General features: G+C 73.1%; 7 protein-coding genes. 3 read left to right on the top strand and 4 right to left on the bottom strand.

Annotation, left to right across the window (positions count from 1 at the left end):
- Positions 1-1,243 (top strand): hypothetical protein (locus tag B7767_RS24965; protein WP_085574166.1); only part of this gene is annotated, 1,243 nt, incomplete at its 5' end.
- A 37-nt stretch (positions 1,244-1,280) separates the two neighbouring features.
- Positions 1,281-1,502 (top strand): zinc ribbon domain-containing protein, encoded by a 222-nt coding sequence (locus tag B7767_RS24960; protein WP_085574165.1) that lies wholly within the window; start codon positions 1,281-1,283, stop codon positions 1,500-1,502.
- 39 nt (positions 1,503-1,541) lie between these two features.
- Here the strand turns inward: B7767_RS24960 and B7767_RS24955 are convergent, their stop codons facing one another.
- A complete protein-coding gene (locus B7767_RS24955; protein ID WP_030859493.1) occupies positions 1,542-2,186 on the bottom strand; it encodes a response regulator transcription factor in 645 nt (214 codons plus the stop codon).
- Positions 2,177-3,319 carry a sensor histidine kinase gene (locus tag B7767_RS24950; RefSeq protein WP_085574164.1) on the bottom strand — a complete coding sequence of 381 codons (1,143 nt, stop codon included), beginning with the start codon at positions 3,317-3,319 and terminating at the stop codon, positions 2,177-2,179. The genes B7767_RS24955 and B7767_RS24950 overlap by 10 nt, the downstream gene beginning before the upstream one ends.
- Before the next feature lie 131 nt (positions 3,320-3,450).
- On the opposite strand from B7767_RS24950, the gene B7767_RS24945 reads away from it, so the two are divergent.
- Positions 3,451-4,239, top strand: a complete 789-nt coding sequence (locus B7767_RS24945) for a DedA family protein (protein ID WP_085574163.1) — start codon at positions 3,451-3,453, stop codon at positions 4,237-4,239.
- A 34-nt stretch (positions 4,240-4,273) separates the two neighbouring features.
- Here the strand turns inward: B7767_RS24945 and B7767_RS24940 are convergent, their stop codons facing one another.
- A complete protein-coding gene (locus B7767_RS24940; RefSeq protein ID WP_085574162.1) occupies positions 4,274-5,086 on the bottom strand; it encodes an HAD family hydrolase in 813 nt (270 codons plus the stop codon).
- Positions 5,086-6,888 (bottom strand): cysteine protease StiP domain-containing protein (locus B7767_RS24935; RefSeq protein ID WP_107486306.1); only part of this gene is annotated, 1,803 nt, incomplete at its 5' end. The genes B7767_RS24940 and B7767_RS24935, both read right to left, overlap by 1 nt.

Below are 6,888 nucleotides of genomic sequence, written 5' to 3'. Positions count from 1 at the left end.
CGGGACGCGGCGCTGGTTCGGCGGGCGGGCCGAGAACCAGCGGGCCGAGGCACAGGCCGCCAAGGACGCGGCGGCCGCCGCCTTCTACGAACTCGACACCGCCCAGCGCGACCTGCGGATCTCCATCGAGACGATCACCGCGGTCGACGACTCCCCCGCCGCCCGCCGCGCCGTCGCCGACTTCGAGGCGCTGGGCCGGCGCATCGACGAGGCCAGCCACCGGTACATCAGCGCCGTCGACGCCCATGACCTGGACCACGACGACCTGGAGGCCTCGGCCGCCTCCCAGGCCCGCGACCGGCTGACCGCCGCCAAGGACGAACTCGGCCGGGTCAAGCAGGAGCTGGACCGGTTCACCGAAGGGCTCGCCCCCCTCCTCGGCAAGGCCGAGACCCAGCTGGCCCGGCTCGCGCCCGCCGTCGAACGCGCCCGGCAGGCGCTGCTCGCCGCCTCGAACGCCCTCGACACCGCACGCGGATCGGGTCTGAGGGCCGACGATCTCGCCGCCCGGCTCGCCGCGCTCTCCCCGGAACTGACCAAGCTGAACCAGGGCGCGGGGCAGCACGGCGTGCCGGGGACCCTGGAGCGGGCCGAGCGGGTCACGCGTGAGGCCGAGGCGGTCCGCGTCGAAGCCGACCGGCTGCCGGAACGGGCCGCCGAGATCGACCACCGGCTGGTCTCCCTGCGCACCCGCGCCCAGGCCCTCACCACCCGCTCCGAACAGGTCGAACCGGTCCTCAGCGAACTGCGCCGACGCTTCACCGCCGCCTGCTGGCAGGACCTGCAACACGTCCCCGACGTCGCCTCGGAGAACGTGGGCCGGGCGGAAGCGAGACTCGCCGAGGCCCGGGCGGCCCGCGAGGAGCAGCGCTGGGCGGACGCGACCGCTCTGCTGTCGACCGCGCGGGCGCTGCTGAACACGACCGACGAGGCGGTGTCGGCCGCCGGTGACCGGCTGCGGCGGCTGAACGCGGTACAGAAGGACCCCGGACAGGAGATCGAACGCACCCGGTTCGCCATCCGGGACGCCCAGCGTCTGGCCATGGCCGGCCGCAACACCCCCGACCCGCGCCACGCCCGCCCCCTGGACGACTCCGTGGCCCGTCTGGAGCGGGCCGTCGCCGGACTGGAGGGCCGCCATCCCGACTACTGGCACTTCCTGACGGAGACGGAGGAGGTACGGGCCACGGTGAGCCGTGTGGTGGCCCGGATCCGGGAGGAACGCGGCGGCGCCGTCCACTGACCGTCACAGGGCCGGCCGAGCCGGTTAACCTGTGCCCATGCCTCGCTACGAGTACCGCTGCCGGACCTGCGGCGACACCTTCGAACTGAGCCGCCCCATGGCGGAGTCCTCCGCGCCCGCGGCCTGCCCGGCGGGTCACGACGACACGGTCAAGCTCCTCTCCACGGTCGCGGTGGCCGGTACCGCCGCGGCCCCGGCTCCCCGCGCGGGCGGTGGCGGTGGTGGCGGCGGCTGCTGCGGTGGCGGCTGCTGCGGCTGACCCCCACCGAGGGTCACGGCACCGGTCGTCAGCCGCACGTCAGCTGCCGAGGTACCGCAGCACCGCGAGCACCCTGCGTGAATAGCCCTCGCCTCCTGTCAGTCCGAGCTTGTCGAAGATCGCGTTGGTGTGCTTCTCCACCGCGCTCTGCGAGATGTGCAGCCGCCGCGCGATGGCGGCGTTGGTGTGCCCCTGCGCCATCTCGGCCAACACCGCCCGCTCCCGTGCGGTGAGGCGGGCGAGCGGGTCGGTGTGGGTCGTGCGGCCGAGCAGCTGCCGTACGACCTCCGGGTCGAAGGCGGCGCGTCCCTGTGCCACCCGCTCCAGGGCGTCCAGGAACTCGTCGACCTGGACGACACGGTCCTTGAGCAGATAGCCGACTCCTTCCGACTCACCCGTCAGCAGCTCGGTCGCGTACCGCTTCTCCACGTACTGCGAGAGCACCAGCACCCCCACGGACGGCCAGCGCCGGCGGATCTCCAGGGCCGCGCGCAGTCCTTCGTCGGTGTGCGTGGGCGGCATCCGCACATCGGCGACCACCACGTCCGGCGGGTCCTCGGCGACCGCCCGCAGCAGCAGTTCCGCGTTGCCGACCGCGGCCAGCACCTGGTGGCCCTCCTCCGCCAGCAGCCGCACCAGACCCTCTCTGAGCAGGGTGGAGTCCTCGGCCAGGATCAGACGCATGGCAGCTCCGCGGTCACCAGGGTCGGTCCGCCCGGCGGACTGCGCACCTCCAGACGACCGTCGAGTGCGGCAACCCGCCGGGCCAGGCCGAACAGTCCGCTGCCCGTCGCGTTCGCGCCGCCCTTGCCGTCGTCCTCGACACTCACGTACAACGCTCCTTCCTTCGATCCGACCTCGACCACTATCCGGGTCGGTGTCGCGTGCTTCACCGCGTTGGTGACGGCCTCGCAGACGACGAAGTAGACGACCGTCCCCACCGCCCGCTCGGGCTCCCCGGTGAGCCCGTACTCCACCCGTACCGGGACGGAGGCCCGCTCGGCGACCGTCTCCAGCGCCGCCCGCAGCCCTGCCTCGTCCAGCGTGGTGGGGTAGATCCGCCACGCCACCTCGCGCAGGTCGTCCAGGACGTTCCGGCTCTCCCCGTGGGCCTGGCGCAGCAGCCGGTCCGTGCGGGCCGGGTCCTCGCTGCGCAGGGCGCGGCCGAGCAGCATGCCGAGCGCGACCAGCCGCTGTTGCACTCCGTCGTGCAGGTCCCGCTCGATGCGCCGCCGCTCGTCGTTCACCGCGTCGACCACGGCCGCGCGGCTCGCGGACAGTTCGGCGATGCGCCGCTCCAGCGCGTCCTGGTGGCGGGGGCCCAGCAGGCGTCGGGCCAGCTTCCCCTCCAGTTCGGCCACGCCGACTATCCCCTGGACGGCGAGGAAGAGCAGGAAGAGACCTCCGAGGGAGGTGAGGGTGACCGCTCCGGGGGTGCGTATCTCGTCGACCAGCAGCCAGAGGTACAGCCACGACGTGCCGTACCCGAGGCCGATCGCCACCGAGAGCATCACCACCGCGCCCAGGACACCCAGCGTCCAGCGGCAGGCCAGGTACGCCAGGGTCTGAGTGTCCTCGTACGCGGGTGAGGTGTGTGCTCCCAGCCATGTCCGCAGTCGGGTGCGGTTCAGTTCCGTCAGTCCTCGCGCGCCCGCGAGGACCGGGCGGAGCACGGCGCGGCGGCCGCGCGGCCAGGCCACGACGAGCAGGAGGAGCAGGCCGGCCAGGACGGTGTAGAGCAGCTCGACGACGGCCGCGGCGGCGCCCCAGATCAGCCCCACCGCGCACCGCGTCACGCGCCGCACCATGTCTCGCATGATCGTGAGGCTAGCCGTGCGCGGTGCGGGTACACACTGCGGAAAACCGCAATTGCGGCTGTGGAGTACCGCAGCGAGTCGTGCGGTTTTCCTCAGCGTTCCTTCAGCTCCGGTTTTCTAGCGTGGGAGGCATGACAGCCATCGCAGCGCACATGATCACAGCGGCCGCGGACGGAAGTGCCGGACCGCAGTGGGTCAACGACCTCATGGACGCCCTGGGCGCCCCTGGGGCCGGCCTCGCCATCGCGCTGGAGAACCTCTTTCCTCCCATCCCCAGTGAGGTGATCCTGCCGCTGGCGGGATTCGCCGCGAGCAGTGGGCGGATGGGGCTGCTCGCCGTGCTGCTGTGGACGACCGCCGGCTCGGTGGTCGGCGCGCTCGCGCTGTACGGGGTGGGCGCGCTGCTCGGCCGGGACCGGACGGTGGCGATAGCGGAGCGGCTGCCGTTGGTGAAGGTCGCGGACATCGAGAGGACGGAGGCCTGGTTCCTGCGGCACGGGCCGAAGGCGGTGTTCTTCGGCCGGATGATTCCGCTCTTCCGCAGTTTCATATCGGTGCCGGCCGGCGTGGAGCGCATGCGGCTGCCGCTGTTCCTCGGCCTGACCACACTGGGCAGCGCGATCTGGAACACCGCGTTCGTGCTCGCGGGGTACGCGCTGGGGGACAACTGGGAGCAGGTGTCGACCATCGTGTCGGCGTACTCGAAGGTGGTCCTCGGCGTGGCCGCGCTGGCCCTGGTGGCGTTCGTGGTCCTGCGGCTGCTGCGCTCGGGCGACGGCCGCCGGCGGCGGGACGGGCGAGCGGGCACGGATCACATACGCCCGTCGTACCCGGCCGCCGGTGCCGAGCGCGCCGACGGGGGCGCGCCCGCTCACGGGTACGACTCCGCCGACACGATGAGCCTGCGACGCCACCGCTGACGCCCCGGCCGCACGGCCTCTCGGCCGCACGGTCTCACCTGGGTGAGCGCACCGTCTGCAGGAACTCGCGCAGGATGCGCTCACCGGCCAGGACGCCCCGCTCGGGGAGGGCCCTGATCGCGGGGGCGGTCCAGTCGGCTTCGGCGAGTTCGCCGTGGCCGGGGCGCCAGCCCCGGTCGGCGGCGAGGAGCAGGTCGGCGTCGAGGAGGGAGTCGCCGGCGGCGAGGGTGAGATCGGCTCCGGTGCGGCGGGCGACCTCGTGCATGGCCGCGCTCTTGGTGAGGGGCCCCGGCACGGCGTAGATCTTGCGGCCCTGGAGGGACACGGTCCAGCCGCGGTTCTCCGCCCACTCCCCGAGTTCCTTCACCCACTCCTCGCGCAGCAGTTCCCGCTCGACGACGAGGTAGGCGAAGAGGTCCTCGGCGACCCGGTGCTTGCGCACCCAGACCGGGTCGGCGGTCCGCAGCAGGTGTTCCTGGACCTCGGACAGCGGGGCGCACTCGTCGGCCAGCCGGGCGAGCACCCGGGAGTGCCAGTCCTGGTCGGACACACCGTCGACGAGGAGGTGTCCGCCGTTGGCGCAGATCGCGTAGGTCGGCGGCGGGCCGGGGAGGTTGATGCGCTGGTACTGCTTGCGGGTACGGGTCGTCGTGGGGACGAACACGGCCTCGTCGCCGAGGTCGGTGAGGAGCTGGGCCGCCGTCTCCGTCATATAGGACAGGGGCTTGCTCTCGTGGACCTCCACGCACAGCAGCCGGGGTGCCCGTGCGTCCGGCATGGTCAGGGCGAGGGCGGCGGCGGAGTAGATGAGCGTGCGGTCGAGGTCGCTGGCGACGACGACGGGCATCAGCGGGTCACCGCCTTGCCGTCGGCGCCGGTGGCGCCACGGGTGTAGCGGGGGTGGATCAGTCCGACGCAGGTGTAGGGGAGTCCGTCGACCTCTTCGACGGGGACGCCCCGCTGTTGAGCGAGGAGGCGTACATGGTCGAGGTCGCTGCCGGCTCCGGCCCGGGCGAGCACCTTCCAGGGCACCCGGCGCAGCAGCACCCGGGTGGTCTCGCCGACGCCGGGCTTGACGAGGTTCACGTCGTGGATGCCGTACTCCTCGCTGATGCGTTCGACCGCCGCCCAGCCCTCCCAGGTGGGGGTGCGATCGGCGGAGAGGAGTTCCTTGGCCTGGGCGCAGGCGGCGTCGGTGACTTCCGGGAAGCGGGCGGAGACGGCGTCCAGGAAGGCCACCGAAAGGTCCGCGCCGGCGAGTTCGCGGTAGAACTTGGCGCCGTGGAAGTCGTGCGGGCCGACCAGGTCGGCGCGGAGCACGGTGCGTGAGATCAGGCCGGACACCGTGGAGTTGAGGCAGGCGGAGGGGATCAGATAGTCCTCGCGGGTGCCGTAGGTGCGGACGCAGGAGCCGGGGTCGGCCAGGACCGCGATCTCCGGGTCGAAGCCGGTGACACCCTCGGTCTTCTCGAACTCCTCGATCGCCTGGGCGAGTTCACGGGTGATGGCGCCCTTGCCGGTCCAGCCGTCGACGAAGACCACGTCCCGGGGGTCGTGGTGGGTGGCCAGCCAGCGCAGCGCGTTGGCGTCGATGCCCCGGCCGCGGACGATCGAAACAGCGTAGTGGGGGAGGTCGAGATGGTGGCGGTACTGCGCCCAGCGGCGCATCAGGATGCCCACGGGGGTGCCCGCGCGGGCCAGGGAGACGAGCACCGGGCGGGGGGTGGGTGTCCCCCCGCCCGAGCGAAGCCGAGAGTGGGGGAGTTCGGCGAGCACGGTCTCGGTGACCACGCCCACCGCGTGGGCCAGGCGGGCCGCCGACTCGTTCAGGGCCGCGTGGAACAGTTCCTGATACTGCTCGCTCGGCTGGTACTCCACGGGCAGCGACTCCGCGTAGTGGGCGCCGCCGCTCTGGATGGCCTCCTCGCGCTCCTCGGTCGGCGCCTCCAGCGTCACGTCCGAGAGGTCCTGGAGCAGCCAGCCGACCTCCTCGGGCGCGTACGAGGAGAAGGCGGGGCCTCTGAGGGGCTCGGGCAGCATGGTGGCGGGCCTTTCGGGGGCGTCCGGTCGGGTGTCCTCGGGGACGTCCCGGGGTGCGGGCACGTAGGACGGTACGACCGCGAGGAGGACCTGCGGGGTGTGCGCGGCGAGCCGGGCGAGCAGGCCGTCGGGCGCGTGCAGTGCGGGGGTGTCGGCGGCCGAGTCGACGACGGCGACGACGGTGTCGAAGCCGCCGCCGGCGACGTTGTAGGCGTAGCGCTCGCCGGGGCCGTCGGCGGGGTCGTCGTGGGCGGGGAAGACCAGGCGGGTGCGTATCGCGTAGCCGGGGTCGTCGACGGCGAGGACGGGCGAGCGGGTGGTGGTGGAGAAGCGCACGTCGGCGCGGACGGTCCGCTCCAGCTCGTCCGCCAGGCGCAGCGGGGTGTACATCAGCTCCTCGAAGCCGAGGACGAGGACGCGGCGCGTGTCGTCGGGGAGTGCCTCCGCGAGGCGGGCGGCCATGTCGGGGAGCGCGTGTTCGAGGCGGTCCCGGTGCGCGGGGGTGAAGCCGTGGCGGCCGCCGTCGGGGAGGCCGTCCGGCCAGCGCAGGTCCACTCGCGTGGCTCGGCCGGGGCCGTCGGCCGGGTGCGGGCCGGATGCGGCCGGTCG

The organism is Streptomyces sp. 13-12-16 (assembly GCF_002114215.1).
Taxonomy (GTDB): Bacteria; Actinomycetota; Actinomycetes; order Streptomycetales; family Streptomycetaceae; genus Streptomyces.
This window is presented reverse-complemented; position numbering and strand designations above follow the sequence as displayed.